This is a genomic window from Micromonospora sp. NPDC048063, from assembly GCF_043202855.1.
Lineage (GTDB): Bacteria > Actinomycetota > Actinomycetes > Mycobacteriales > Micromonosporaceae > Micromonospora.
In genome coordinates this window covers 130,709-155,236 of record NZ_JBIDBG010000013.1, presented here as the reverse complement: position 1 = coordinate 155,236, position 24,528 = coordinate 130,709, and the positions used below count along the sequence as shown (strand labels likewise).

Below are 24,528 nucleotides of genomic sequence, written 5' to 3'. Positions count from 1 at the left end.
GGTGGGGGGCCTACCTCGTCCGGACCGGCAGGGCGGCCGGGCCCGCGCCCCTCAGGGAGCCGGTCACCGTACGGTCGTCGAGCCACAGGTAGCAGCGGACGCCGCGGTCGCCGACGCGCCAGCGCCCCGCCCCCGGCGGTCGCACCACCACCCCGCTGCGAAAGCGCAGGTCCGCGTCGTCGGGCACCCCCACGTAGCGGCCCAGCACCGAGCGGCAGCCGGCATAGAGCGGGGCCCAGTCGGCGGCCCGGGTCGGGTACGGGCGGTCCGGCGCCCGCCACACCCCGACGAACTCGGCGTCGTGCCGGGTGGCGCAGTCGACGGGGAGCAGCGTCCGCACCGCCCCGCCGCCGGCCCTGGTCTGCTGGCAGCCCAGCCGCAACGGCGACGGCCCGCGCAGCGCGTCCCGCAGGCTGCCGGAGCGGGTGACCACCGTGGCGGCGGCCTCGACGGTGCTCACCTCGGTCAGGTCGCACCGGTACCAGCGGGAGCCGGCCGCCCAGCCGGGCCCGGACGGCAGGGCCACCGCCAGCCGGAGCCGCCCGGCCCGCCAGTCGTCGCCGACGTGCCCAGTGGCGCGGGCGTCGCAGTCGGCGAACGCGCCCCGCAGCTCGGCCGAGCCGCCCGGCGGCGGGGTGGCCCGCTCGGCCGGGAAGGCGCCCACGTGCACGGTCTCGACCCGGTGGGGCGCGGCGCAGTCCACCGGCGCGTACGCCGCCAGGGTCACCACGTCGGTGAAGTCGGCGGCCTGGCAGACGCCGGCGGCCGGGGTGAACGAGCCGGGCGCGGGCAGGGCCGCCCAGTCGTCGGTCAGGTCACCGTCCGGCCCGGCGGAGCCGGCGCAGCCGACCAGGAGGACTGCCGCGCTCACGGCGGCGAGCAGGGTGGTCATCGAACGGCGCATCGCGGCCTCCCCCAGCCACCGCGTCTCTCCGACGGGCACCCAGACTACCCACCGCTGCCCTCCGGTGACAGACCGCGTTTGCGCTCCCACTCACCCCCACTATGCCGCGATCTTGCAGTTACCGCCCGGGCAAACAGGACTTGTGGTGACAAAAGGCGGGCCGCAGTGCAAGATCGCGGGGAACGGACGGGGCGGACGGGGCGGGCGGGTCAGACGGCGGCGTAGGGGTTGGGAACGGGGGCGCCGGCGGTGCCGGGGGCGGCGGTCGTGGGGTCGGCGTTCAGGTCGACGATGCGGTTGTCGGCGTCGACGTGCACGATCCTCGGCCGATAGGCCCGGGACTCGGCGTCGTCCATCTGCCCGTACGAGATGAGGATGACCAGGTCACCCGGGTGCACCAGGTGGGCGGCGGCACCGTTGATGCCGATCACGCCGCTGCCCCGCTCGCCCGGGATCACGTACGTCTCCAACCGGGCCCCGTTGGTGATGTCCACGATCGCCACCTGCTCGCCGGGGATCAGGTCGGCGGCGTCGAGCAGGTCCTCGTCGACGGTCACCGAGCCGACGTAGTGCAGGTCGGCCTGGGTCACCGTGGCCCGGTGGATCTTCGACTTGAGCATGGTGCGCAGCATCGGGATGCCTTTCGCGGAAACGTGGTGGGGGTCGGGTTCAGGAACGGGGGGCGAGCCGGATCGCCGCGTTGTCGATCAGCCGGGTGCCGCCGACCCAGGCGGCGACGAGCAGCCGCGCCGGACCGGACACCGGCCCCGGCTCCAGGTCCGGGTCGGTGAGCACCAGGTAGTCGAGCCGCGCGCCGGGCGTACCGGCGCCGAAGGCGGCGTGCGCGGCGGCGAGCACGGCCCCCGCGTCACCGCCCGCGTCGGCGGCCTCGGCACCGGCCCGCAGCGCCGCCGACAGGCTCAACGCAATCTCCCGCTCGGCCGGGGACAGGTAGCGGTTGCGGCTGGACAGGGCGAGCCCGTCGGGCTCCCGCACGGTGGGCACGCCGACCACCTCGACCGGCACGTCGAGATCCCGGGCCATCCGCCGCACCAGGGTGAGCTGCTGGTAGTCCTTCTCGCCGAAGAACGCCAGGTCGGGGCGGGTGAGCTGAAGCAGCTTCAGCACCACCGTCAGCACCCCGTGGAAGAACCCGGGGCGGCTCTGCCCCTCCAGGTCCTCGCCGAGCGGACCCGGGTTGACCCGGACGCGGGGCTGGCCGTCCGGGTACATGTCCGCCACCGACGGGGCGAACACCACGTCGGCACCCGCCCGCCGGCAGATCTCCAGGTCGGCGTCGAGGGTGCGCGGGTAACGGTCGAAGTCCTCGTTCGGCCCGAACTGGAGCGGGTTGACGAAGATCGTGACGAGCACGTGGTCAGCCCGCTCCCGGGCCGCCCGCAGCAGCGTCTCGTGCCCGGAGTGCAGGGCGCCCATGGTCATCACGACGCCGACGGTGCCCTTGAGCCCGTCCCGCGCCGCGGCCAGCTCGGCGCGGGTGTGCACCAACTCCGTCACGCGGCCCCCTCCGTCCACCGTCGGCCCGTTCACGCGGCCACCTCCCGCCGGGGCCCGGCCAGCACGCCGAGCAGCGACTCCGCGTCGACCGGGCGGAGCCGGCCGGCGGCGATGGCCCGGTCGGCCGTACGCCGGGCCAGGGCCAGGTAGGGCGGGACCGACTCGGGTGCGGTGGCGGCGAGCCGGGCCAGGTGCCGCTCGACCGTGCCGGCGTCGCCCCGGGACACCGGCCCGGTCAGCGCGTCGTCGCCGAGGCGCAGCGCGTTCTCCAGGGCGGCCCGCAGCAGCGGGGCGAGCACCTTCTCCGGCTGGGCCACCCCGGCGTCGCGCAGCCGGTCGGCCGCCTCGTTGACCAGGGTCACCAGGTGGTTGGCGCCGTGCGCCAGCGCCGCGTGGTAGAGCGGCCGGTCGGCCTCGCCAACCCACTCCGGCACGCCACCGAGGTCGGCGACCAGCCGGGCGGCCAGGGGGCGCAGCTCCACCGGGGCCGTCACGCCGTACGAGATGCCGGCCAGCCGGGCGAGGTCGTCCGGCGTACCGGTGAAGGTCATGGCGGGGTGCAGGGCGAGCGGCCGGGCGCCCGCCGCGGCGGCGGGGGCGAGCACGGCCAATCCGTGCGCGCCCGAGACGTGCGCCACGACCTGGCCGGGACGCAGCGCGCCGCTGTCGGCCAGGTCGGTGACGACCCCGGCGAGCGCGTCGTCCGGCACGGCGAGCAGCAGCAGGTCGGTGGCCGCGCGGGCCACGGCGGCGGCGGAGCGGCGGGGCACCCGGGGCAGCAGCAGCGCCAGCCGGGCCCGGGAGGCACCGGAGCCGCCGGAGGCGGCGGCCACCCGGTGGCCGGCGGCGACGAGCGCGGCGCCCAGCGCCGCGCCGACCCGGCCGGCGCCGACGACGCCGACGGTGAGCGTGCGCGGGAAGGAGAGCGGGGCGCCGGATGTGGCGCCGCCCGACGGTACGGCGGCCGTAGGCGGGGTGGCCGCCTGCGGGCGCAGCGGTGCGCTCATGGCAACGATCCAGTCCTCGGAGGGGGTACCGGTCGATCGCAAGTATGCGCCGCCGTGACGGAGCCGAAACAGGGTCTGTGAAAACCTTCACCGGGCGGTGCGCGGGGGCGTTCCCGGCGGCGCGGGCGGCCGGCTGCGGCTACAGTGCCGCCTGTGACGAAGCGGGTCGTGGCGGACGAGATCTGGTCGTCCACGCGGGACGAGGGATGAACTGATGCCGGTCTGCTGGCGGGACGCCATGGACCGGGCGCTCTACGGGCCGGGCGGGTTCTTCGTCGCCGGCTCCGGCCCGGCCGACCACTTCCGCACCAGCGTGCACGCGTCCCCCGCCTTCGCCGCCGCGCTGCTGCGGCTCGTCGAGCAGGTCGACGCCGCCCTCGGCCACCCGGCTGTCCTCTCCGTCGTCGACGTGGGAGCGGGCCGGGGTGAGCTGCTGCGCCAGCTCTCCTCCGCACTGGGGGTTGCCGGGGAGCCCGCCCGCTCCGGGCGGTCAGGCTTGATCCCTCCGCGGGCGGGCTCCCCGGCAACCCCGACTCCCCCGGCCGCCGCCCGGCCCTCGCTCTCGCCCGGCCCAACGTCCGCCGGTCCCGCGCCCTCCACGCCTGTTCCGCTCGCCTCCCGGGTACGCCTCACCGCCGTCGAGAAGGCGCCCCGACCGGCCGACCTGCCGGGCGGGATCGACTGGCTGGACGAGATCCCCGACGGGATCACCGGGCTGCTGGTTGCTACCGAGTGGCTGGACAACGTGCCGCTCGACGTGGCGGTGCACACCACCGACGGCTGGCGCTACCTGCTGGTCGACCCCACCACCGGTGCGGAGACCGTGGGTGACCCGGTCGACCCCGCCGATGCGGACTGGCTGGCCCGGTGGTGGCCGGCGCCGGAGGCCGGAGCGGACGGGATCGGCCCGACCGGGTCGGGGTTCCGGGCGGCCCGACCCGCGGAGGGATCAAGCCTGACCGCCCGGAGCGGGTCGGGCCGCCCGGAACCCCCCACCGGGGTGCGCGCCGAGATCGGCCGGACCCGCGACGAGGCATGGGCGGACGCCGTGAGTCACATCGACCGGGGGCTGGCGTTGGCCGTGGACTACGGACACCTGCGAGGCGGCCGGCCCTTGGACGGGACGTTGACCGGGTACCGGGGCGGGCGGCAGGTGCCGCCGGTGCCCGACGGGACCCGCGACGTCACCGCACACGTCGCCGTCGACTCCGTCGCCTCCGCCGGTGGGCGGGTCGCCCGGTGCGCGTACGACCTGGTGTCGCAGCGGGAGGCGCTGCGGGCGCTCGGGGCCGACGGCGGGCGACCGGTGCTGAGCCTGGCCGCCAGTGACCCGGTCGGGTACGTGCGGGCGCTCGCCGCCGCCTCGGCCGTGGCGGAGCTGACCGACCCGGCCGGGCTGGGCGGGCACTGGTGGCTGCGGCAACCGGTCGGCGTCGACCCCGCGCGGTTCATGGCACGATGACGGACATGACCACGGACGCCGGCGACCTCCGCGAGCTGACCGTCGGCACCGGAGCGGGCCTGGTGGCGGGCACCGGCGGGGAGCAGCTCGGCACCGACATGGTGCTCAACATCGGGCCGCAGCACCCCTCCACCCACGGTGTGCTCCGGCTGAGGCTGGTGCTCGACGGCGAACGCGTGGTGGCCTGCGAGCCGATCGTCGGCTACATGCACCGGGGCGCGGAGAAGCTCTTCGAGGTCCGCGACTACCGGCAGATCATCGTGCTGGCCAACCGGCACGACTGGCTCTCGGCCTTCTCCAACGAGCTGGGCGTGGTGCTCGCCGTGGAGCGGCTGATGGGCATGGAGGTGCCGGAACGGGCCACCTGGCTGCGGATGGCCCTCGCGGAGCTGAACCGGGTGCTCAACCACCTGATGTTCCTCGGCTCCTACCCGCTGGAGATCGGCGCGATCACGCCGATGTTCTACGCGTTCCGCGAGCGGGAGACGATCCAGGCCGTGATGGAGGAGGTCTCCGGCGGCCGGATCCACTACATGTTCAACCGGGTGGGCGGCCTCAAGGAGGAGGTGCCGTCCGGCTGGACCGGCCGGGCGCGGGCCGCCATCGCGGAGGTCCGCGGACGCATGCCGGACCTGGACAACCTGATCCGGCGCAACGAGATCTTCCTGGCCCGCACGGTCGGCGTCGGCGTGCTCACCGCGGCGGACGCCGCCGCGTTCGGCGCGTCCGGGCCGGTCGCCCGGGCCTCCGGCCTCGACCTCGACCTGCGCCGCGACGAGCCCTACCTGGCCTACGACCAGCTGGACGTGCCGGTGGTGACGAAGACCGCCGGGGACTGCCACGCCCGCTTCGAGGTGCTGCTCGACCAGGTGTACGCCTCGCTCGACCTCGCCGAGCAGTGCCTGGACCGGGTGGACCGGCTCACCGGGCCGGTCAACACCCGGCTGCCGAAGGTGCTCAAGGCGCCGGAGGGCCACACCTACGCCTGGACCGAGAACCCGCTCGGCATCAACGGCTACTACCTGGTCTCGCGCGGCGAGAAGACGCCGTGGCGGCTCAAGCTGCGCACCGCGTCGTACGCGAACGTGCAGGCGCTGGCCACCCTGCTCCCCGGCTGCCTGGTGTCGGACCTGATCGCCATCCTCGGCTCGATGTTCTTCGTGGTCGGCGACATCGACAAGTGACCCGCGCGGCCCCGGTCGCCGGTCAGCGCCAGCGGTCGGCCGAACGCGAGCCGCCCGCGCGGGGGGCGTCGTCCTGCGGCGGGTAGCCGTGGCGCTCCTCCTGCCGCCGGCCGTACCGCTCCGGCTCGGGCTCCGGCTGGCGGGCGCGGTGCGCCTCGGGCTGGTGCCCGCGCTGGCGGGGTGGGCGCCACTCCTCGGGCACCGGCACCCCGCCGGCCGGCAGCGCCGGCGCGTCTCCCGGCTCCGCCCAGCCGCCCCGCCATCCGTCGTCCGCCCGTTCCCGACGCGGCTCGTCCCGGCGGACCGTCGCCCAGCGGTCCGCGACCCGGTACTCGGTGCCGGTGACGTCCGCGTGCACCTCGGCACGCCGCTCCCCGACCCGCAGTTCCCGGCCCCGGTCGTCGTCCCGCACGGCCGCCCACCGGTCACCGGCGCGCAGCTGCGACCAGTACTCACCGCGCTCCGGCCCCGCCTCGTCGGGCTGGTGCGGCCGGCCCCGCCCCGGCTGCTCGGCCGGGGCGGCCCAGGCCGCCGGCCCGCCCGTGCCGTCCCAGCCCCGGTCGTCCCACTGCTGCCCGCGCTCCTGCCGCTGCCCGCGTTCGTCCCGTCGGCCCGGCCGCTCGTGGTCGGTCCCCTGCCCGGACCACTCGCCCCCGTCGCGCGACCGCGACCGGTCGTCGTCCCGGGGCGCGCCGGCCGTCGCCCACGACCGGTCGTCGTTCCGCCGGGAACGGTCGTCGTCGCGCCGGGGCCGGTCCGCCGGGTCGCCGTGACCGGTCCGGGACCGGTCGTCCGACTCGCCGGACCACGGCCGCTCCTCCGGCGGCGGTGACCACCGTCCCGCGTACCCGTCGCCGTACCGGGTGCCGGGGTCGCCGGGCACGGACGCGCCACCGTCCACGATGGTGTGCCGGGTGGTGACGTGCACGGTCTCGGTGTGCCGCACCACCCCGAGCGGGCGCGCGGCGGGCTGGCTCTCGGGCTCCGCCGGCCGGGCCGCCCCGTACACCCCGGCCGCTCCGCCGGCGGGTCGGTCCCCGCCGTACACCCCGGCGGACCCGGTGGTGGCGGGCCGGTCCCCGCCGTACCCGCCGGCCGAGCCGCCGGTGGGCCGGTCCGCGCCGTACGCCCCGGCCTGGGCCGCCGGCCGCTCGGCGCGCGGGCCCGGCTGGGGCCGGCGGGCGGGCTCCTCGTCGTCCCGGTCGGCGCGTCCCCAGCGGGGCGCCGGATCGTCCTGGCCCGGCGCCCGCCCCCGGCCGGAGAACCCGTCGTCGGCGGATCCCGGGGCCCGGCCGGCATCGGCCTGGTCGTCGATTCCGGCCAGCGCGGCGCTGCTGGCGTCCAGCCGCCGGCGTAGCGCGGCGACCGCCTCCTGGGCCCGCTGGGCCTGGTCGAGCGCCTGGTTGCCGCGCTGGGCGGCCGCCACGATCTCCCCGCGCAGCTCGTGGCGGAGCTGCGCCATCTCGTCCAGCAGTTCCTCGGTGCGGGCCGGGCCGGCGCCGTCGGCGCGCAACGCGATCGACAGGCCGATCAGGACCACGGCCAGGATGGCGAGCACGGCGGCGAACCGCAGCGGACCGTTGCCGTCGGCGACGAGCAGGATCAGCGCTGCCACCGGCGCCAGCGCGACGCCGATCCAGAAGAGCACGGTGAGCAGCGGTGGATTGCGCTTGTCGGCGGGGGCGACCGGGGCTGGCATGGGTCCGCAGCCTACCGAGAGTTCCCCCGCCTGGGAACGGCTGGAGAGGCCCGGCGGGACGGGACGGCGCAGCCGGGCGCCGGCGGCGCGGGGCCGCCGGCGCCCGGCCGGGGATCAGCTGGCGGCCAGCGCGCCGTCCGAGGAGAAGACCAGGCCCACGCTGGCGGCGCCGGTCTTCAGGGCGTTCTTGGTCTGCGGGCCGCCCTGGTCCAGCGAGCTGAACGAGCCGGCCTTGAAGTCGTAGACCTGGACCAGCCCGGCCCCGCACTTCGGCCGCTGCGGGCACTCCGGCGGCCCGGCCAGCACGGTGGCCTGGCCCGAGCACTTGGCCGCCAGGTCCGAGAGCGTGCGGACGCCGTACTTGTCGGCGAAGGTCTTCGTCACGGCGAAGGCGTTCTGGTCCTGGGCGGCGGCGGGCGTGCCGAAGACGAGGCCCGCCTTGTCGCCGGCGGTCTTCAGCGCGGCGACGGTCTTCTCCAGCTCGGGCGAGGACACCGGCTGGGCGTCCTTGCCGTTGGCCTTGGTGTTGAGGAACTCGGCCATGGTCGCCGCGTACTCGGGGACCACCTGGATCTCGCCCCGCTCCAGGGCCGGCTCGTAGAGCTCGCGGTTGCCGATCTGCTGCACCTTGGCCTCGTAGCCGGCGGCAGTCAGCGCGATCTTGTAGAGCTCGGCCAGGATCTCGTTCTCCGTGAAGTTGGCCGCGCCGATCACGATCTGACCGCCGGGCCCCTTGGCGATGCCCGTGGTGACGCCGTTGGCCGCGGCGAACTCCTCGGCCGCCTTCTGCGCCGTCTTGCGGTCCACGTCGACGGCCTTGTTGAGCTGGATCAGCTTCGGCGTGTCGAGCGCCACCGAGACCTTGTCCAGCGCCGCGAGCAGCTGCGGGTTGGCCGCCTTGGCGTTGACCGCCGGGATGACGTTGTCGGTGTTCTGGAGCTTCTTGTCGTCGTCGAGGACGACGAGCTGGTCACCGGCGACCGGGGCGCAGCCGGCCCCGGAGGCCGCCTGCTCCGGGGCGTCCGTGCCGGAGGAGCCGGCGTCGCCGCATCCGGTCAACAGCCCCGCCGCGGCGAGGGCTCCCACCGCACCGACCGCCAGTCGTGTACGTGCGCGCATCAGTGCCCGCCTTCCGTGTCCCGGCGCGACCCGTCCGGGCCGGCCGCGTGTCCGACGGGCGATCCCTCTCCGGCCGCCCGCTGTGTCCGTCGGGCGGCCCCCTTTCCGGCCGCCCGCGATTTTCCACCCAACATCTTCCACACGGGTCCGACAACCCGAGGAAAGGTTTGTCACCGGATCGTCACCCGTCGACAGCCGTCGAACAGCGGACGTCGGTGAGCGGCAGCGCGCGTCGGCGGGCACTCCCGGGTGTGGCGTCCCGCGCGGGGCGGACCGGAGCTCAGCCGCCGGCCAGCGCGTCCGCCGCGCGGCGGCGGGCCCGGCGGCGGGTGGCCCGCAGCGGGCGCGGGGTGACCAGCCGCTCGACCAGGGCCAGCACCAGCTCGACCAGGACGGCGAGCCCGGCCACCAGCACGCCGCCGGCGAGGATCTGGCCGCCGCCGGCGGCGATGTCCAGCCCGAACCCGGCGCGGATGATCTGCCCGAGGCCGCCGCCGTTGACGAAGGAGGCCAGCGCGGCGGTCGCCACCACCTGCACCGCCGCCGTGCGGAACCCGGCCGCCAGGTAGGGCACCGCCAGCGGCAGCTCGACCCGGCGCAGCAACTGCCACCCGGAGAAGCCCATGCCGCGCGCCGCGTCCCGGGCCTCCGGATCGACCTGCCGCACCCCCGTGTACGCGTTGGCCAGCAGCGGCGGCACCGCGAAGACGGCCAGCGCGACCACCACCGACGGCTGGCCGAAGCCGAGGAAGGTCAGCGGCAGGATGGTGAGCAGGGCCAGCGTCGGCACGGCGAGCGTGACGTTCGACACCAGCACCACCAGGCCCCCACCCCGACCCGTGTGCCCGAGCCAGAGCCCGATCGGCCAGGCGATGAGGCAGCCCAGCGCCACCGCCGCCGCCGACATCGACAGGTGCTCGCCGAGCCGCTCCAGGATCCCGCCCGGATTGGTCCAGTTCAGCGGGTCGTTGAGCCAGACCAGCGCCGCCTCGACGGGGTTCATCGGGCCCGCCCTCCGTTCGCGACCGCGGGACTGCGCCGCGCGGCGTTCCGAGCGCTCACGCCGCCCTGCTCCGCAGCCAGGGGGTCAGCAGCCGGCCCACGCCGGCCAGGATCAGGTCGAGCACCAGGGCGAGCAGGACGCAGAGCAGCGTCCCCGTCATGATCTGCGCCTTGTAGAAGTTGTTCTGGAAGCCGGCGAAGATCAACTGCCCGAGACCGCCCCGCCCGATCACCACGCCCACGGTCACCAGGGCAACCGTGGAGACCGTGGCCAGCCGCAGGCCGGTGAGGATGCCCGGCAGGGCCAGCGGCAGCTCGACCCGGAACAGCCGGCCCCAGCGGCCGTACCCCATCCCCTCGGCCGCCTCACGCACCTCGGGAGGCACCTGGTTGAGCCCGGCGAGGGCGTTGCGGACGATCACCAGCAACGCGTAGAGGACCACCACGCTCAGCGCCGTCACCGCGCCGATGCCCAGGTAGGGAGCGATGAACGCGAACAGAGCCAGCGACGGCACCGTGTAGAGCACCCCGGTGACGGCCACCACCGGCCCGGCCAGCGAGCGGAACCAGTACGCGGCCACGGCCAGCGGCACGGCGACCAGGGCGGCGATCAACACCGCGCGCACCGTCAGCGAGGCGTGCTCCCGCACGGCGGCGAGGATCGTGTCAGAGTTGTCCCGCACGTACTGCCAGGAGAACCACGGGTTACCCGGGTCGGCCCGGTAGCTCAGGCGGAAGGACATGTGTGGACGTTACCCCGGCAACCACGGATCACGGCGGGCCGCGTGCGGCGTCCATCGCGCTGGAGGGCATCCACAAGCGCTACCCGGACGGCACCGAGGCCGTACGCGAGCTGAGCCTCGACATCGCCGCCGGCGAGCTGGTGGTGCTCATCGGACCGTCGGGCTGCGGCAAGTCGACGGTGCTGCGGATGGTCAACCGGCTGATCGAGCCGACCGGTGGCCGCATCCTGCTCGACGGCGAGGACGTCACCCGGGTGGACCCGGTCCGGCTGCGCCGCCGGATCGGCTACGTGATCCAGAACGTCGGGCTCTTCCCGCACCAGACGGTCAGCGCCAACGTCGCCACCGTGCCCCGGCTGCTCGGCTGGCCCCGCGAGCGCAGCCGCCGCCGGGTCGACGAGCTGCTGGAGCTGGTGGGGCTCGACCCGGCGACGTTCGGCCGCCGCTACCCGCACGAGCTCTCGGGCGGTCAGCGGCAGCGGGTCGGGGTGGCGAGGGCCCTCGCCGCCGACCCGGTGGTGCTGCTGATGGACGAGCCGTTCTCGGCCGTCGACCCGATCGCCCGGACCCGGTTGCAGGAGGAGTTCCTGCGGTTGCAGGCCGAGGTGCGCAAGACGATCGTGCTGGTCACCCACGACCTCGACGAGGCGGTCCGGCTGGGCGACCGGATCGCGGTGCTCTCCCAGGGCGGTCGCCTGGAGCAGTACGACACCCCGGCCGCCGTGCTCGGGGCGCCCGCCACGCCCTTCGTCCGCGAGTTCGTCGGCACCGACCGGGGCATCCGCCGGCTGGCGGTCACCCCGCTGACCGGCGCGGCCGTCGAGCCGCTGCCGACGACCGGGGTGGCCGAGCTGCCGACGGTGTCGCGGGGCGCCTCGGCGTACGACGCGCTGGGGGCACTGCTGACCTCGGCCGCCGATCGGGTGGTGGTGACCGACGAGGGGCGGCCGGTGGGCGTGCTCAGCCGGACGCGACTGCTCGAACTGGGCCGGCCCGACCGGTGACCGGCCCGGCCGGGAAGGGCCGCGGGCAGCGGGCCCGGGTCGGACGACGGGGGATCGTGGGCCGGCGGGGTCAGGCCCGGCCGCCGAGGCTGGCCGTGCCGACGATCCAGCCGGAGAGGAAGCCGTACGTCGCGCCGGTGCCGGCCGACTGGATGGCGGTGAGCAGCGACGGGTCGGGGCCGAGGAAGGCGGCGAGCAGCGAGGCGAAGCCGCCGGCCAGGACGTAGGCGGCCCAGCCGGAGAAGAACTGGCTCGCCGACCCCTGCACCCGGGCCACCTGCGTGGCGGGCAGCAGGTAGAGGAAGACCACCGCGAGGACCACCAGCAGGACGGCCCGCAGGTTCGCGACGAGCAGGCCGCCGGAGGCATCGCCGCCGTCGAACCGCCAGGCCGGCCAGGCGAGCAGTTGCAGGAACCAGCCGCCGGCGGAGGTGGGGTCGGTGCCGGCGGCCCAGCCGACGTACGCCGGGCTGCCGCAGACCGCGACCAGCAGGAGCGCGGCGAGCGCGCCGGTGCCCGCCGCCGTCCCGTAGCGGCCGCCGGCCCGCGGCGGGTTGGTGAGCGCCATGATCGGATCAGTTCCCGGCGGACCTCGGGGAGCAAACCTGCCGGGGCCCGTCGGCCGCCGTCACTTCCGCGGGTGCGTCATCAGGTAGTCGATGAAGGCGGCCCGCAGCAGCGGCGCGGACTCCTCGTAGCCGTGCCCGGTCAGCTCCCGCCACAGCGCAGCGGCCTCGTCGATCGTCGGCCCCACCGAGTTGGGCGCGCCGTCCAGCGCGGCGGCCTCGTCCGCGTTCGGCAGGTGCCGCAGCACCGACCAGAAGAAGCCCACGTCGCGGCGCTCCCGGGCGACCGCGAAGGCCCGCTCCCGCAGCTCCTCAGTGGACAGCGCGTCGAGCTCCTCGAACGACGGGCCGGCGGAGGTCGATGGTGTGTCGGTCATGCCGCCGAGCCTAACCGCCGAGATCACCGCCGGCAGGGTGGACGCGACACCGGCCGACACCGCCGGCCCGCCCCGCGGCCGGTCAGGGGGTGGCCGCTCAGCGGTCGTCGCTCTCCCACCGGCGGCGCCCGCTCTCCCACCGCGGCACGCTCCAGGGGTCCGCCGGGCTCTCGGTGGACTGCGCCGGCAGGGCGGGCGGCCAGTCGCCGACCGGGTCGGGCCGGGGCGCCGCCCAACCCGTGCCGATCCGGCCGTCCCCGACCGGGACCGGTTCCGCCGCCGCGCCGACCGCCGGCCGCCCGTACGCCTCGACCAGGCGGGTTACCAGCAGCCCCACGCCGAGCGCCGCCGCGCCGACCGCCCACCGGCTCACCGTCCAGCCCCTGGCCTGCGCGTACGCGACGAAGACCGCGACCAGGCACACCGCCAGCAGGGTGCCTAACACGCCGCCCCGCCGGCCGTAGGCGCTGGTGCCGGCGAGCAGCGCCACGCCGACCGCCAGCACCGTCCAATCCAGCCCGGCGTCGGGCGCGACCGGCCCGGCGGCGCGGGTGGCGGTGAGCATGCCGGCGAGGGCGGCCAGCACGGTCGAGCAGACGAGCGCGCCGGAGACGACCACCGCCGCCACCACGCCGCGACGGCGGGCCGGGTCGACGACCGGGCGGAAGCGGCCGACCAGCCGGCGGACCGCCCGCACCGCCCCCAACAAGCCGCCGAGCACGACGACGGCCGCGAGCCCGGCGAAGAGGTGCAGCGCGCCGCGCCCCGGGTCGTAGTCACCCTGCGGGAGGACCGGCGCGGAGCGCTGCTCGATGTACACGACGACCCCCGCCGCACCGGCGAGGCTGGCGGCCCAGCCGGGGACGTGCAGCACCACCACGGCCAGCGCCAGGGCGAGCCCGCCCAGCGCGGCGACCGCCAGGGCCGGCCCGGCAGCCGCCGTGACGCCCCGGTCGCCCTGCTCGGCCATGTGCAGCGCGGCGGCGACCGCCACCGGGCCCACCGCCAGGTTCACCGCGGCGGTACGCAGGCTCAGCCCGGCGGCCAGCGCCAGCAGCCCGAGCACGACCGCGTCCAGCAGCAGCGAGCGCAGCCCGGCGCCGCGCAGCGCGTCCGGGTTCTCCCGCCAGAGCAGGAACGTCCCGACGCCCAGCGTGACGAGGAGCAGCAACTCCCAGACGACGTGGACCGCGAACCGGTCCCGGCCGGGTTCCCCGTGCGCGGGGTCGTCGAAGACGTTCTCCAGGACGGCGGCCGGGATGCCGGACGACGGCTCGGTGGACGCGTCGCGCCCCGGTTCGTCGTACCCCATAGCCGCCGCCTCCCACGTGGCCGCTCGTCCAGGTCCGACGCGCGGGCGGGCCGGGGCGGCCGTTGCTCTCCGGTCGCAGGCACGCTACCCGTGCGGGAGGCCGGGCGTAACCCCCCGGATCAGCGCGGGCCGGGGCGGTTCTCCCGGTCGCCGGGCTCGCGGTCCTCGTCGTCCTCCTGCTCGGGGACGCGGCAGGCGCGCTCCAGCCAGAGCGCCGCCGCCACCAGGGCCAACCCGGCGAGCAGGCCGGCGCCGGCGACCGGCCGGTCGTCCATCGCGGCGTCCGTGCGCTCCACGAAGAGCCAGCCGGTCAGCCCGGCGTAGAAGCCGGCGAAGATCGCGCCGGCCAGCGAGGACGCCTTGGCCAGCACCACGAACCGGGCGACCAGCAGCGGGTTGACCGGGTCGCGGCCCGGCCGGCGCTCGATCCGCCCCCGGGTGTTGACCGCGGCGTACCCCTCGAGCACGGCGAGCGCGGCCAGGGTGACCACCGGCAGCCACGGCAGGTCGGGGAGGTAGTCGTAGTAGAGGGTGCTGATCAGCAGCCAGGCCACCGCGGCGGCGCCGAGGCCGGCCACCACCAGGGTGGAGATCCGGGTGGGGCCCATCCGGAACCGGTCCGGACCCGTCCCGCCCGGGCGTGGGGATCGCGCCTGCGTCATGCCGGCCGGCTCCACTGGGTCATGCCGTCGACTCTATCGCCAGATCCGGCCGGGGGCGCAGATCCAGGGCGTCGGCGGCGGCCGGGCCGGTGTTGAGCAGGTCCGTCAGCCAACCGTGCCCGGGCAGCCGCCCGTACGGCTGGATGTCGATCCACGGCCGCAGCACGAACGCCCGCAGGTGCGCCCGGGGGTGCGGCAGGGTCAGCTCCGGGTCGTCGCTGACCACCGGCTCGTCGTCGGCCCAGACGGCGATGACGTCGACGTCCAGGGTGCGCGGCCCGAAGCGCCGCCGCGGGTCGCGGGTCCGGCCCGCGGCGCGCTCCGCCGCCCGGGCCCGCTCCAGCCAGTCGCGCGGCGTCGCGGCCGGGTCCTCGGCGAGCAGCACCGCGTTGAGGTACGCGGGCTGGTCCTGGTCCCCCCACGGTGGAGTCTCGTAGACGCCGGAGACCAAGAGGACGTCGTCGCCGAAGGCCGACACGGCGGAGCGCAGGTGCGCCAGCCGGTCGCCGAGGTTGCTGCCGAGGGAGAGGACGGCCCGGGTCACCGGCCGCGCCGCCGGGTCATGGTGACGGCCACGTCGGTGAAGGCGTGCGGGACGGGCGCCTCCGGCTTGTGCACGGTGACCGTGGCGACCTCGACCCTGGGGTCGGCCAGGCAGACGGTCAGCAGCCGGTCGGCGAGCGTCTCGATCAGGTTGACCGGCTCGCCGGTGACGACGGCGACCAGCCGCTCGGCCAGTTCGCCGTAGTGGACGGTGTCGCCCACCTCGTCGGAGCGCGCCGCCGGGGCCAGGTCCATCTCCAGCACAGCGTCGACGACGAAGTCCTGCCCCTGGGCGCGTTCGAAGTCGTACACCCCGTGCCGGCCGTGCGCCCGCAGGCCGGTCAGTTGGATGCGGTCGGTCATCGGTCTCCTCCGTGGTCGGCGGTGCCGCCCGCCCGGCCGGCGCCCGCGCGGGCCGGGCGGGCCGCGCCGGTGGTCGGGGGCGTCAGGCGGGGCGCGCCGGTGGCCCGCCAGACGGCGAGCGCGTCCGCGGTGGCGCGGACGTCGTGCACACGGACGCCCCAGGCGCCGGCCGCCACCGCGAGCAGGCTGGTGGCGACGGTGGCCGCGTCCCGGCCGTCCGTGGGGCGGGGGGCGTCGTCGGGGCCGGCCAGCAGCCGACCCAGGTACGCCTTGCGGCTGGACGCGAAGAGCAGCGGGAAGCCCAGCTCCAGCAGCTCGGGCAGGCGGGCGCTCAGCTCCCAGTTGTGCGCGGCCGTCTTGGCGAAGCCGAGCCCCGGGTCGATCACGATGCGGTCGGCGGCGACACCGGCCCGCAGCGCCTCGTCGACACGCCGGCCCAGCTCGGCGCGGACGTCGGCGACCACGTCGGTGTAACGGGCCAGCTCGCCCATCTCGCGGGCGTGGCCGCGCCAGTGCATCAGCACCCAGGGGCAGCCGGCGTCCCGGACCACCCGGGCCATGTCGGGGTCGGCGAGGCCGCCGGAGACGTCGTTGACCACCGCCGCGCCGGCGGCGAGGGCCGCCTCGGCGACCCGCGCGCGGGTGGTGTCGATGCTGATCGGCACGCCGGCGGCGGCCAGCTCCCGGACGACCGGCAGCACCCGGGCCGTCTCGGTCTCGGCGTCGACCCGGTCGGAGCCGGGCCGGGTGGACTCCCCGCCCACGTCCACCAGGTGGGCGCCGTCGGCCCGCAGCCGCACGCCGTGTCCGACGGCGGCGTCGAGGTCGGCGTACCGTCCGCCGTCGGAGAACGAGTCGGGCGTGACGTTGAGAACGCCCATCACCACCGGGGCCGAGGCCCGTACCAGATCGGTCACGACTAGACGGTACCGGTCGGCCGGAGCACCCCGGGCGGGCCGGGTCGAGGGCGGTGACATGCGCATTCGAACGGGTGTACGATCGGTCGTCCGGGTCGGATCGGGCAGACTCTTCGCGGCTTGTCGCATTGAGGGCCTGCCCGTACGCTTTGGAATTGCCCGGCATCGAGATGGCGAAGCCTGGAGGGAGGGCCGAAGCGGGAAAATCCGCCCAAAGCTCACCACCCTCCGTGGTGGGTAACGAACGCAGGGTCGTCGACGCTGCGGCTAGTGAGCACCGTTCCCGCCAGGCATGCCTACTGCACCACCGCGGCGCCGCCGGCCGCGACTTGGGGAGGTTCCAGTGATCGCCATCGAGCTGATGGAGACGGTGACGTCCGCCGCCGCCCACACGCTCTCCGCCCTGGCGTCGACTCCACTCGCCGAGCCCGCGCCCAAGGGCATCGACACCGAGGGTGTCGTCACGTTCTTCGCCAGCAAGATCGCTCCGATCCTGCTGGCCGTGCTGGGCGTCATCTTCATCGGGCGGGCCAGCCGGGGCGAGATCTCCAAGGTGCTGACCAGCTCGGCCATCGCGATCGTCGGGCTCGCCTTCATCGCCGGAGCCGCCACACTCTTCTTCATCGGCGACTACCTGATCGACCTGATCTTCGAATAGGCGCGGGCACGACATGCGGCTGCGCACCGACGACGACATCTACCGGGCTCGCCTGGTCTACCTCGGGCCGCCCGGCTACACCCTTCCGGTCCACCTGCCCTACGCCCAGTACGGGCTGTTCATGCTGCTCGTCCCCCTCTACATGTTCATCCACTGGTTGTTCACGCTGCAGGTCGAGCTCTTCCCGGCCTGGGAGATCGCGCTGGCCATCGTGACCACCTCGTTCATCTTCCGGTACGTCGACCCGGACCGGCCGGCGCGCATGGTGATCCGCACCGCGCTGACCGACTGGCGGCGGACCCGGGAGCCGGCCGCCGAGCAGCGGGACCCCCGCCTGGTCGGCAGCCGGATCAGGATCCGGGAGGAACTGGCATGACCGGGCGTACGCCGATCAGGCAGTCGCACGACGCGGGTGAGGCGGTCGCATGAGTCGCTCTTCCACGCCGGGTTCCCCGGCCGGGCGTCCGGCCGCCCCGCACGGTAACCGTGCGCGGTCGTTCGACTACCCGGACGAGCCCGAGCGGGACGAGGTCGCCCTCGACCCGGCCCTCGTGACCACCCCCGGGCACGGCGGCGTCGGCGTCTTCCAGGCGCCCCGCCCGGTGCAGCGCCGGACGCCGCCGGTCGACCCGGGGCCACCGGCCGACAGCGCCGACATCGACTCGCCCTTCCTCGACCTGTTCGGAGGGGCGCGCCCCGGCACGCGGCCCGCCACGCCGCCTCGGGTCGGCGGGCGGGAGCACGCGGCCATCCCGCAGCAGCCGGCCGCCGTCGAGCCGGCCCCGGCCGCCGCCCCGGCCCCGCCGCGCGCCGCCCGGCCGCCCGCCCGTTCCACCGGCACAGCCGACCGGGCACCCGCGGTGGAACCGCCGCCGGCGGACGCCGACGACGAACCCCCGGCCGTCGCGTACGAGCAGCCGGTCGTCGCGTACGAGCCATCCGCCGTCGCGTACGAGCCCCCCGCGGTCGCGTACGAGCCTCCGGCGGTCGCCCACGAGCCGCCGGCCCGGGCGGTCCGGGTGCCGCACCAGCCCGGGGACCGGCTGCCGACGCTCCGCCCACCGGCGGACGAGGCGGCGGCCGGCGTGACCCCGCCGCCCCCACCGGCGCCACTCGACCCGGCGCCCCCGGAGCGGCCGTCGCGGCGGGCCGGGGAGCGGCTGCCGGAGCGCACGGGGCGGGACGTGACGCCGCCGCGCCAGCGCTCCGCCGGCCGGCGCGACCAGCCCACCAAGCCGGTCCGCGTCAAGCCGCCGAAGATCAAGTTCGGCGACCGGGACCCGGCGGTCGAGCTGGCCATCACCGAGATCGCCGGCCACCTCACCTTCACCCCGAACACCGTCACCGCCTGGTATTGGCTGCCGGAGGTGCGCTGGGCGTTCCGGCCGGACGCGGAGCGGGAGGCGCTGCTCTCGGCGATCTCCGAGCAGTACGCCGGCCTGGCCGGCTTCCGGCTGCACCTGCGGCGCACCACCCGGCCCTTCCCGGCCGACGAGTGGGCCCGCACCATCGACACGCACACCCGGTCCCCGCTGCCCGACGTCCCGGGCACCGCCGGCTGGGCCGACCACCTGGTGGCCGCGCAGCGGCACCTGCTCTCGGTCAACCACGCCGAGGGGCAGACCTACCTCGGCGTCACCTTCGCCCGCCGCTCCCTCGGCGACTCGCTCACCGAACGCCTGCTGCGCACCTTCGGTCGCGGCGTGGCCGAGGGCGAGCGCCGCAAGCTCGGGCGCACCGTCGAGCAGTTCGACGAGGTGCTGGGCGCGTTCGGCATGCGCGGACGACGAGTCACCGCGCAGGAGTTGGAATGGCTGCTCTACCGCTCCGTGGCGCTCTGCATGGCGCCCCCCGGCCGGCTCTCCCCGATCACCGACGGCCGGTGGGAACGCGGCGACCTGCTCGCCCTCACAGAGCAGGTGGAGCGCTACCGCACCCCGTACGGTTCCACCGTCAAGCTGGTCAACCGCATGACCGGCGAGGAGCGGCACGTCGCCGTGCTGGCGGTGGGCCGGATGGAACCGCTGGAGATCCCCGAGCGGCACGAGCCGTGGCTGCACTTCCACGAGCGGCTGCCCTGGCCGATGGAGCTCTCCACCCGGGTCGACATCCTCGGCTCCGGCGACTCCTTCCGTAACCTCGAGCACCGGCTCCGGATGATCCGCTCCCAGCAGCTCGACTACGCCGAACACGGCATCGACGCCCCGCCCGAGCTGGAGCGGCTGGCCAAGCGGGCCCTGGTGATCGGCGACGAGATGACGACCGGCCTGCCGGTCGACTCCGCCCGGGCGCACGGCTGGCACCGGATCGCCGTCGGCGGGCGGACCCGCGAGGAGTGCCTGGAGCGAGCCCGGCGGCTGATCCAGCTCTACTCCCGGGAGCTGCGCATCTCGCTGCAACACCCGAAGAACCAGGACTGGCTGGCCCGCGAGTTCATCCCCGGCGAGCCGATCGCCAACACCGGCTACGTCCGGCGGATGCCGGTCAACCTGCTCGCCGCCGCCCTCCCGCAGGCCGCCTCCACGGTCGGCGACCGGCGCGGCGACCTGATCGGGCGGACGGCGGGCACCTGCCGCCGGCCCGTCTTCCTCGACCTGCACTTCCCGATGGAGGTGCGCGAACGCTCCGGCCTCGCCGTCTTCGTCGCCGAACCGGGCGGCGGCAAGTCCACCCTGCTCGGCGCCCTCGGCTACCTCGCGGCCCGGCGCGGCGTCCAGGTGACGCTGCTCGACCCGTCCGGCCCGCTGGCCCGGCTGTGCGCCATGCCCGAGCTGCGGCCGTACTCGCGGGTGCTGAACCTGACCGGCTCCGAGCACGGCACCCTGGCGCCGTACTCGCTGATCCCGACCCCGCTGCGCACCGAGTTCGGCAGCGGGGCGGCGGGCGACCGGGAGTTCGAGATCGCCGTCTCCAACGCCCGCGCCGAGCGGCGGATGCTCGTCCAGGACATCTGCATGATGCTGGTGCCGCCGCAGGTGGCCCGCGAGGCGTCCACCGCCACCCTGTTCCGGCACGCCGTTCGCCAGGTGCCGGCGGAGGAGACCTCCACCCTGGACGACGTGGTCGCCTGCCTCAGCCAACTCGACGACGACGCCGGCAGGGAACTGGCCAACCTGCTGCTGGACACCGCCGAGATGCCGCTGGCCATGCTCTTCTTCGGCCGGCCGCCGGAGGGGCTGCTCGGCGCGGACGCGGCGCTCACCGTGATCACCATGGCCGGGCTGCGGCTGCCCGACCTGAAGATCGAGCGGGAGTACTGGTCGGCCGAGGAGGCGCTCGCCCTGCCGATGCTGCACACCGCGCACCGGCTGGCCGTACGCCGCTGCTACGGCGGGTCGATGTCGTCCCGCAAGCTCGTCGGCCTAGACGAGGCGCACTTCATGGAGGGGTGGCGCTCCGGCCGCTCCTTCCTGGTCCGGCTCGCCCGCGACTCCCGCAAGTGGAACCTCGCCGCGCTGGTGGCCTCGCAGAACCCACGCGACATCCTCGGCCTCGACGTGCAGAACCTGGTCTCGACCGTCTTCGTCGGCCGGATCGCCGAGGACGCGGAGATCGCCTCGGAAGCGCTGCGCCTGCTGCGGGTGCCGGTCGACGACGGCTACGAGGCCACCCTCGCCTCGCTCTCCACCGCCGACGCGACCTCCGCCACCCGGCTCGGCTTCCGCGAGTTCGTCATGCGGGACGTCGACGGTCGGGTGCAGAAGGTCCGGGTCGACGTCTCGTACGTCGACGGGCTGCTGGACCACCTCGACACCACTCCCGCCGCGATCGCCGCGGCCGCCGGGGTACTGCCGGCCGTCCTGCCGGATCTGGAGGCGTGACATGGCCGGGGCCCGGGCACGGCTGGCGGCGTTCCTTCTCGCACTCGGCGTACTAGCCGGGGCAACGATCGGCTGGCCGGCCCTCGGCGCCGCCGCGGCCGCCCCGGCACCGCTGACCGCCCAGGCTTCGGCAGACCTCTGCACCACTCCGGAGTGGCAGGCCGACTTCCGCGCCTGCGTCGCCAAGCTCAAGGATGTGTCAGCAGCACGGGCGGAGTGCCTTGAACCACCGACGCCAGGGGCGCCTGACGCGGGTCTGGCTGGCTGGTTCGCCAGTTCACCACCGGAGTCCGCATCGGGCGGCGTCACCGGCCGATACAGCCTCTACGGATATGCCGGATACAGCTACACCACATACGACATCGGCTGCGCGTCAACGGTGCTCCACCCGGACTACAAGTTCACCACGACTGTCGCCAACGGCGAGTTCATGGTCGCTACTGCGGTGGTCGGTGCCTCGAACGCGCTGCGCGAGCGTGCTTGGGACCCGCGCTCGATGTGGGGCTGGGCGGACCCGCTGGTGGACCAGGCGACCAAGGCCGTCTACCAGAAGGTGTTCAGCGTCTTCGGCATCGTCACGCTCTGCGTGGTCGGTCTCTACCTGCTCTGGCGCTCCCGCCAGTCCGACATGAGCAACGCGATGACCACGGCGGGCTGGGCGCTGCTGGTGATGGTGGCGGTGACCGCCCTGGCCGCCTGGCCCGTCAAGTCGGCGAACATCGCCGACGGCACCCTCGTCACCACGCTGGGTGTGGTGCACGATGCTGTCGGGCCACAGGCGAAGGAACCTGCGCCGGGCCGGTGCATAGATCCCGATCCGAAACGCTGCGAGGACAAGCGCCCGCCCGCCGTCCGGGCCAGCGACACCGCCACCGAATCCATGCTGTACCGGAACTGGCTGCGGGGCGTTCTGGGATCAGCCGACAGCGAGACCGCCAAGAAATACGGTCCGGCGCTGTACGACGCACGGTCGTTGACGTGGGGCGAGATCCAGTCGATCCGCGCAAACCCGGCGACTCGCCAAGCGACGATCGAGGCGAAGCAGCAGCAGTGGATGAAGGTGGCGGAGCAGATCAAGGAGGAGGACCCGGAGGCGTACGAGTACCTCCAAGGGGTCCGGGACATGGACCGCGTCGGGGCCGGGTTCATCGCGGTGCTCGCCGCCGTGCTCTTCGCGATGTTCGACCTGACCGCCTCGTTGCTGGTGTTGCTGGGCTTCCTGATCTTCCGCTGGGCGGTGATCGCCGCGCCGATCCTCGGCACGGTGGGCCTGCTGCGACCGGCCAGCGCCGGGCTGCGCCGGCTGGGAAACGCGGTGGTCGCCGCCGTCTTCAACATCGCCATCTTCGGCACCGGCGCCGCCATCTACCTCTTCGCGGTGGACCTGATCATGAGCACGCCGACGCTGCCGGGCTGGCTCCAGGTGGTGCTGGTCTGGCTCTGTGGTGTGGTTGGCTGGCTACTCCTGCGTCCCTACCGCCGGATCACGCAGCTCGGCGGCAAGGACAGCAGCGAGGCGGTCAGTTCGGCCGGCTCCTGGCACCGGCGCTTCTTCCGGGACATGCGCACGGCCGCCCGGCTCGACGTGGCGGAGCCCGGTGGTACGGCCGAGCCGGCGATGGGCCGGCGTCGCGCCGTCGTGGCGGAGAAGAGCACCCTGCGGCCGGAGGCCCGCCGGGAGGACCCGTCGCACGCCCGCACGAGTGGCGACCAGGAGCGGCAGCGGCCGGACGGCCGCGAGTCGGCCGCCGAGGCACCAGAGACCGCGGAACGGGAGGCTCCCCGCCCGGTCGCGCCCCGGCCTCGTCGGCGCCAGCCAGCCGCCTGGACCGAGCCCGACGTGCCCGACGAGAACCCGTCATTCGTCATCTACCGTCCGGGCTCGGCCGAGCGTGAGCCGGCACGGCCCGCGCCGCGGATCCGCTCCGAGGCACGGTGAGTGCGGTGCGTCGGGCCGTCGAATTCCTCGTCACCCGGGTGTTGCGGTCCCGGTTCGGCATCGCGCTCGCTCTCGCCGTGGTCGTGTTCGGGGTCATCGGGGCGGCCCGGCTGGTCTCCGGTCCCGGCGACCCGACGGGCGGGCTCAGCAACCGTCCGAGCCGACCCATCACCACGGTCGCCCCGACCGCCGGTGACGACGGGGCGTTCTCGACGGGCGCTCCCCCCTCTCCGGTCACGCGCGCGGGTGAGCCGACGCCGGAGGAGATCGCCGAGCGCTTCGTCGCGGCGTGGCTGGGCAAGCCGGGCGTCACGGCGGACCAGTGGCAGGAGGGGCTGCGCCCCCTGTCGACTCCGGCGCTGACCGAGAAACTGGCGGGCGCCGACCCGTCCAGGGTGCCGGCCGGCCATGTCAACGGTGACGTCACGCTCCGGTCCCGGACCGAGAACTTCGTCGAGGTGGTGGTTCCGCTCGACACGGGCCGGCTCCGCCTCGAACTGGTGGCGCCCGACGGGCGGTGGCTGGTGGACGCGGTGGACTGGGAGCAGGCATGAGCGACGAGACCCGACCGCGCCCTCGACAGCTCCGGCTCGGCGCCCTGGCCGCCGCGCTGACCGCGACGTTCGCCCTCCTCTGCTGCACCGGCGGCGCCGGCGCCTTCTTCCTCACAGAGCTAGGTGGAGACGCCGATAGCGGTATGACGCTGGCGAACCAGGACTGCACCGAGAATTTCCAGGTCAAGGTAACTGGCGACCTGCCTCGGATGTCGCAGTACGGCGAGCGTCAGCTGCGCAACGCTGCCCGGATCATCAAGGTGGGGCAGGAGATGAAGGTGCCGCCACGCGGCTGGGTGATCGCCGTGGCGACTGCGATGCAGGAGTCACGACTTCTGAATCTTGCAAACCGAACCGTCGCCGAGTCCGGAAACCTACCCCACGAAGGCATCGGAGCAGACCACGACTCTGTCGGCCTCTTCCAGCAGCGGGCCAGCTGGGGCAGCGTCGCCCAGCGGATGACGCCCGAGTACGCCGCCCGGAAGTTCTACGAGAAGCTAGTCAAGGTACCCAGCTGGGAGCGGATGCCGCTGACGCGGGCCGCCCAGGCGGTGCAGATCAGCGCCTTCCCGGACGCCTACGCCAAGCACGAGGAAGTCGCCTCGCAGATCGTCAACGCCCTGGCCGGTGGGGCGGCCCGGACCGTGCTCGTCGGCGGGAAGCAGGCGTGTGACCGCGCCGCCGGTGGGGAGATCGCCGCCTCGGGTTGGACGGCGCCCATCCCGGGCGGCGTCGGGTCGGGCTTCCGCACGGCGAGGCGGCCCGGGCACAACGGGGTCGACATCGCCGCCCCGAAGGGCACCCTGATCCGGGTCGCCGCCACCGGCCGCGTCCTGGTCTCCCGTTGCGACCCGGACAATCGCGGACGGCTCAGCTGCGACGCCGACGGTTGGCCGGACAAGGGCGGCTGCGGCTGGTTCGTCGACGTCCTGCACGCTGGCGGGTTCATCACCCGCTACTGCCACATGCTGAGCAAGCCCCGGGTCTCCGTCGGCCAGACCGTCAAAGCCGGCGAGGTCATCGGCGAGGTGGGCAGCAGCGGCAACTCCTCCGGCCCGCACCTGCACTTCGAGGTGCACAAGGATGAGGATCGCAGCAGCCGTGGCGCGATCGACCCGGCGCCGTTCATGCGGTCGCGGGGTGCGCCGCTCAAGGGCGCGGCGTGAGGCGCCAG

The 24,528-nt window shown here is 75.0% G+C and carries 23 protein-coding genes and 1 pseudogene; 9 read left to right on the top strand and 15 right to left on the bottom strand.

The features are described from left to right. Positions 1-10: 10 nt before the first annotated feature. The 4 genes from ACGFZ2_RS26855 to ACGFZ2_RS26840 all read right to left on the bottom strand — a co-directional run bounded on the left by ACGFZ2_RS26855 (position 11) and on the right by ACGFZ2_RS26840 (position 3,429). Positions 11-904, bottom strand: a complete 894-nt coding sequence (locus ACGFZ2_RS26855; protein WP_393458068.1) for a septum formation family protein — start codon at positions 902-904, stop codon at positions 11-13. 209 nt (positions 905-1,113) lie between these two features. Then, positions 1,114-1,536 (bottom strand): aspartate 1-decarboxylase, encoded by a 423-nt coding sequence (gene panD, locus ACGFZ2_RS26850; RefSeq protein WP_393268335.1) that lies wholly within the window; start codon positions 1,534-1,536, stop codon positions 1,114-1,116. 37 nt (positions 1,537-1,573) lie between these two features. Beyond that, positions 1,574-2,422 (bottom strand): pantoate--beta-alanine ligase, encoded by an 849-nt coding sequence (panC, locus tag ACGFZ2_RS26845; protein WP_393268337.1) that lies wholly within the window; start codon positions 2,420-2,422, stop codon positions 1,574-1,576. Between the two features lie 29 nt (positions 2,423-2,451). Then, positions 2,452-3,429 (bottom strand): Rossmann-like and DUF2520 domain-containing protein, encoded by a 978-nt coding sequence (locus tag ACGFZ2_RS26840; protein ID WP_393268340.1) that lies wholly within the window; start codon positions 3,427-3,429, stop codon positions 2,452-2,454. Positions 3,430-3,643: 214 nt separating this feature from the next. On the opposite strand from ACGFZ2_RS26840, the gene ACGFZ2_RS26835 reads away from it, so the two are divergent. Both ACGFZ2_RS26835 and ACGFZ2_RS26830 read left to right on the top strand, forming a co-directional pair. Beyond that, on the top strand, positions 3,644-4,891 hold the full coding sequence (locus tag ACGFZ2_RS26835) for an SAM-dependent methyltransferase (RefSeq protein WP_393458065.1): 1,248 nt from the start codon (positions 3,644-3,646) through the stop codon (positions 4,889-4,891). Next, positions 4,888-6,075, top strand: coding sequence for an NADH-quinone oxidoreductase subunit D (locus tag ACGFZ2_RS26830; protein ID WP_393268343.1), 1,188 nt, complete (start codon positions 4,888-4,890; stop codon positions 6,073-6,075). The genes ACGFZ2_RS26835 and ACGFZ2_RS26830 overlap by 4 nt, the downstream gene beginning before the upstream one ends. Positions 6,076-6,097: 22 nt before the next feature. Here the strand turns inward: ACGFZ2_RS26830 and ACGFZ2_RS26825 are convergent, their stop codons facing one another. The 4 genes from ACGFZ2_RS26825 to ACGFZ2_RS26810 all read right to left on the bottom strand — a co-directional run bounded on the left by ACGFZ2_RS26825 (position 6,098) and on the right by ACGFZ2_RS26810 (position 10,638). Further along, on the bottom strand, positions 6,098-7,774 hold the full coding sequence (locus tag ACGFZ2_RS26825) for a hypothetical protein (RefSeq protein ID WP_393458062.1): 1,677 nt from the start codon (positions 7,772-7,774) through the stop codon (positions 6,098-6,100). 114 nt (positions 7,775-7,888) lie between these two features. Beyond that, entirely contained in the window at positions 7,889-8,893 is a 1,005-nt protein-coding gene (locus ACGFZ2_RS26820; protein WP_393458059.1) for a glycine betaine ABC transporter substrate-binding protein, read from the bottom strand. A gap of 280 nt (positions 8,894-9,173) precedes the next feature. Then, positions 9,174-9,896: an ABC transporter permease subunit gene (locus tag ACGFZ2_RS26815; protein ID WP_357703475.1), complete on the bottom strand. Its 723-nt coding sequence runs from the start codon at positions 9,894-9,896 to the stop codon at positions 9,174-9,176. 55 nt (positions 9,897-9,951) lie between these two features. Continuing rightward, positions 9,952-10,638 (bottom strand): ABC transporter permease, encoded by a 687-nt coding sequence (locus ACGFZ2_RS26810; RefSeq protein ID WP_393458056.1) that lies wholly within the window; start codon positions 10,636-10,638, stop codon positions 9,952-9,954. Between the two features lie 2 nt (positions 10,639-10,640). Here ACGFZ2_RS26810 and ACGFZ2_RS26805 point away from each other — a divergent pair, with 2 nt between their 5' ends. After that, the gene (locus ACGFZ2_RS26805) at positions 10,641-11,642 is read left to right on the top strand and encodes an ABC transporter ATP-binding protein (RefSeq protein WP_393458053.1); all 1,002 of its coding nucleotides are present in this window, start codon (positions 10,641-10,643) and stop codon (positions 11,640-11,642) included. A 70-nt stretch (positions 11,643-11,712) separates the two neighbouring features. Here the strand turns inward: ACGFZ2_RS26805 and ACGFZ2_RS26800 are convergent, their stop codons facing one another. The 7 genes from ACGFZ2_RS26800 to folP all read right to left on the bottom strand — a co-directional run bounded on the left by ACGFZ2_RS26800 (position 11,713) and on the right by folP (position 16,382). Further along, positions 11,713-12,210: a hypothetical protein gene (locus ACGFZ2_RS26800; protein WP_393458050.1), complete on the bottom strand. Its 498-nt coding sequence runs from the start codon at positions 12,208-12,210 to the stop codon at positions 11,713-11,715. A gap of 60 nt (positions 12,211-12,270) precedes the next feature. Next, complete coding sequence (locus ACGFZ2_RS26795; protein ID WP_357456544.1) at positions 12,271-12,585, bottom strand: hypothetical protein; 315 nt, start codon at positions 12,583-12,585, stop codon at positions 12,271-12,273. 97 nt (positions 12,586-12,682) lie between these two features. Continuing rightward, positions 12,683-13,897 carry an ABC transporter permease gene (locus ACGFZ2_RS26790; protein WP_393458047.1) on the bottom strand — a complete coding sequence of 405 codons (1,215 nt, stop codon included), beginning with the start codon at positions 13,895-13,897 and terminating at the stop codon, positions 12,683-12,685. 119 nt (positions 13,898-14,016) lie between these two features. Then, positions 14,017-14,559 carry a DUF3180 domain-containing protein gene (locus tag ACGFZ2_RS26785; protein WP_393268362.1) on the bottom strand — a complete coding sequence of 181 codons (543 nt, stop codon included), beginning with the start codon at positions 14,557-14,559 and terminating at the stop codon, positions 14,017-14,019. A 19-nt stretch (positions 14,560-14,578) separates the two neighbouring features. Next, complete coding sequence (gene folK, locus ACGFZ2_RS26780) at positions 14,579-15,103, bottom strand: 2-amino-4-hydroxy-6-hydroxymethyldihydropteridine diphosphokinase (RefSeq protein ID WP_393458044.1); 525 nt, start codon at positions 15,101-15,103, stop codon at positions 14,579-14,581. Then, a complete protein-coding gene (folB, locus tag ACGFZ2_RS26775; protein ID WP_357703493.1) occupies positions 15,100-15,465 on the bottom strand; it encodes a dihydroneopterin aldolase in 366 nt (121 codons plus the stop codon). Before folB ends, folK begins: the two co-directional genes overlap by 4 nt. Next, positions 15,462-16,382, bottom strand: coding sequence for a dihydropteroate synthase (gene folP / locus ACGFZ2_RS26770; RefSeq protein WP_393458041.1), 921 nt, complete (start codon positions 16,380-16,382; stop codon positions 15,462-15,464). Before folP ends, folB begins: the two co-directional genes overlap by 4 nt. Before the next feature lie 343 nt (positions 16,383-16,725). Between folP and ACGFZ2_RS26765 the strand changes: the two genes are divergently transcribed. The 6 genes and pseudogenes from ACGFZ2_RS26765 (at position 16,726) to ACGFZ2_RS26740 (ending at position 24,520) form a co-directional block, all read left to right on the top strand. Continuing rightward, a complete protein-coding gene (locus ACGFZ2_RS26765; RefSeq protein ID WP_311413190.1) occupies positions 16,726-17,040 on the top strand; it encodes a hypothetical protein in 315 nt (104 codons plus the stop codon). Positions 17,041-17,053: 13 nt separating this feature from the next. Further along, a complete protein-coding gene (locus tag ACGFZ2_RS26760; RefSeq protein ID WP_088976442.1) occupies positions 17,054-17,416 on the top strand; it encodes a hypothetical protein in 363 nt (120 codons plus the stop codon). Between the two features lie 49 nt (positions 17,417-17,465). Then, positions 17,466-20,861, top strand: a pseudogene (locus ACGFZ2_RS26755) (ATP-binding protein). A 1-nt stretch (position 20,862) separates the two neighbouring features. Then, positions 20,863-22,800 carry an MFS transporter gene (locus tag ACGFZ2_RS26750; RefSeq protein WP_393458038.1) on the top strand — a complete coding sequence of 646 codons (1,938 nt, stop codon included), beginning with the start codon at positions 20,863-20,865 and terminating at the stop codon, positions 22,798-22,800. After that, the gene (locus ACGFZ2_RS26745; protein WP_393458035.1) at positions 22,797-23,354 is read left to right on the top strand and encodes a hypothetical protein; all 558 of its coding nucleotides are present in this window, start codon (positions 22,797-22,799) and stop codon (positions 23,352-23,354) included. Before ACGFZ2_RS26750 ends, ACGFZ2_RS26745 begins: the two co-directional genes overlap by 4 nt. Next, positions 23,351-24,520 (top strand): M23 family metallopeptidase, encoded by a 1,170-nt coding sequence (locus ACGFZ2_RS26740; RefSeq protein WP_393458032.1) that lies wholly within the window; start codon positions 23,351-23,353, stop codon positions 24,518-24,520. The genes ACGFZ2_RS26745 and ACGFZ2_RS26740 overlap by 4 nt, the downstream gene beginning before the upstream one ends. Positions 24,521-24,528 lie beyond the last annotated feature (8 nt).

Bases quoted from the DNA above. Each gene is read 5' to 3' on its own strand.
- ACGFZ2_RS26855 (WP_393458068.1), bottom strand. From the start codon at position 904: ATGCGCCGTTCGATGACCACCCTGCTCGCCGCCGTGAGCGCGGCAGTC.
- panD (WP_393268335.1), bottom strand. From the start codon at position 1,536: ATGCTGCGCACCATGCTCAAGTCGAAGATCCACCGGGCCACGGTGACC.
- ACGFZ2_RS26840 (WP_393268340.1), bottom strand. From the start codon at position 3,429: ATGAGCGCACCGCTGCGCCCGCAGGCGGCCACCCCGCCTACGGCCGCC.
- ACGFZ2_RS26835 (WP_393458065.1), top strand. From the start codon at position 3,644: ATGCCGGTCTGCTGGCGGGACGCCATGGACCGGGCGCTCTACGGGCCG.
- ACGFZ2_RS26830 (WP_393268343.1), top strand. From the start codon at position 4,888: ATGACGGACATGACCACGGACGCCGGCGACCTCCGCGAGCTGACCGTC.
- ACGFZ2_RS26825 (WP_393458062.1), bottom strand. From the start codon at position 7,774: ATGCCAGCCCCGGTCGCCCCCGCCGACAAGCGCAATCCACCGCTGCTC.
- ACGFZ2_RS26820 (WP_393458059.1), bottom strand. From the start codon at position 8,893: ATGCGCGCACGTACACGACTGGCGGTCGGTGCGGTGGGAGCCCTCGCC.
- ACGFZ2_RS26815 (WP_357703475.1), bottom strand. From the start codon at position 9,896: ATGAACCCCGTCGAGGCGGCGCTGGTCTGGCTCAACGACCCGCTGAAC.
- ACGFZ2_RS26810 (WP_393458056.1), bottom strand. From the start codon at position 10,638: ATGTCCTTCCGCCTGAGCTACCGGGCCGACCCGGGTAACCCGTGGTTC.
- ACGFZ2_RS26800 (WP_393458050.1), bottom strand. From the start codon at position 12,210: ATGGCGCTCACCAACCCGCCGCGGGCCGGCGGCCGCTACGGGACGGCG.
- ACGFZ2_RS26795 (WP_357456544.1), bottom strand. From the start codon at position 12,585: ATGACCGACACACCATCGACCTCCGCCGGCCCGTCGTTCGAGGAGCTC.
- ACGFZ2_RS26790 (WP_393458047.1), bottom strand. From the start codon at position 13,897: ATGGGGTACGACGAACCGGGGCGCGACGCGTCCACCGAGCCGTCGTCC.
- ACGFZ2_RS26785 (WP_393268362.1), bottom strand. From the start codon at position 14,559: ATGACGCAGGCGCGATCCCCACGCCCGGGCGGGACGGGTCCGGACCGG.
- folB (WP_357703493.1), bottom strand. From the start codon at position 15,465: ATGACCGACCGCATCCAACTGACCGGCCTGCGGGCGCACGGCCGGCAC.
- ACGFZ2_RS26760 (WP_088976442.1), top strand. From the start codon at position 17,054: ATGCGGCTGCGCACCGACGACGACATCTACCGGGCTCGCCTGGTCTAC.
- ACGFZ2_RS26750 (WP_393458038.1), top strand. From the start codon at position 20,863: ATGGCCGGGGCCCGGGCACGGCTGGCGGCGTTCCTTCTCGCACTCGGC.
- ACGFZ2_RS26740 (WP_393458032.1), top strand. From the start codon at position 23,351: ATGAGCGACGAGACCCGACCGCGCCCTCGACAGCTCCGGCTCGGCGCC.